Source organism: Variovorax sp. GW822-FHT04A09, from assembly GCF_058801005.1.
This window is the reverse complement of the sequence record NZ_JBXAMV010000014.1, coordinates 1-1,132: the sequence shown is the minus strand read 5'-3', so window position 1 is coordinate 1,132 and position 1,132 is coordinate 1. Positions and strand designations below refer to the sequence as shown.

General features: G+C 66.1%; 1 protein-coding gene. It reads left to right on the top strand.

The window, feature by feature from the left end; all coding sequences use genetic code 11:
- The coding region (locus AC1RLW_RS31395) for a hypothetical protein (RefSeq protein WP_493196292.1) at positions 1 to 1,101 on the top strand (1,101 nt) is incomplete at its 5' end.
- Positions 1,102 to 1,132 lie beyond the last annotated feature (31 nt).

Below are 1,132 nucleotides of genomic sequence, written 5' to 3'. Positions count from 1 at the left end.
CGTAAGAACGCGGGCCTCTACCTGGGCTGGACGGAGATCTGCTCGCCGCCGGCCGCCTTTGACATACCGAAGTACTGCGTCGACCGGATGCTGGGCGTCAACCTCTTCAAGCCGCACACGCCGAAGCAACGCGCCTTCACGGGCGAAGAAGTGATCGCCCATATGCAGCGCAAGAATCTCAACCACGACACCGGCAACGGCACCAAGACCGGCGCCTACTTCATCGCCAAGCCCAATCCGCGCAGCGCGGTGAGTCACATCCTCTCGCCGTCGATTCACCATGTCGAGGTCGATGAACTGAACGACCAGCTCAACCTCATCGGCGCTTTCGGTCGCAGGCAGGGCAAGGTCTTCGTCGACGGATCGGAGCGCCAGGTGGTGCGCTGGGAGCATGAGCTCGTCGTCTGCGACCTGCCGCGCGTGGGCGCGGGCTCGCGCGGACCGGTGTGGGTGGAGCTGGGTGCGGATCGCAGCAACCGGCGCACCGTCAGCCAGTGGAACATCCGCATCGACACGCACTGGTTCAAGCAAAACTACCCGGGCCTCGCCGTCGACGGGCCGATACGCACGCGCTGGCGAGCCGACATAGGGCCGGTGCGCGACACCTGTGGCGAGGATGTGAAGCGGCCCGTGCGCTATGCGATCGGCACCTATGACTCCACCATGGAGCTGGCGGCAGGCGGCGCCTTCCACGTGCCGCCAGACTGCACGATCACCTGGAGCGGACAAGCCAGCTTCGCCTCGCAGGTGAAGCTGATGCGGGAGCCCGGCGCCGGCGACCGTGTGATCTTCACCTACCTGCGGATCGACCCCGAGTCGAAGCTCGGCGCCATGGGCCTGGCGATGGGCGCGAGCACCGGGCCGTTCGTGGAGCACGGTTGCCGCTCCACCGATACCTTCGCTTCGGCGCTGGGCCTCTTGGATGGTCCGCAGGATTTCGAGGTCACGGGCGCAGCCGCGACGATCCCTCTGCCCGCCAAGAACATTGTGCTCGGCAACGACCTTTCCATCCTCGGCGACGGCCACCTGGACGACAGCCTGCGGCTGCAATGGAGCACCGCGCCGATCGAGTCGCCGCCTGCGGATGCCGAACTGATCTGAGTCTCAGCGACACCCAAACGCTACCAATCCG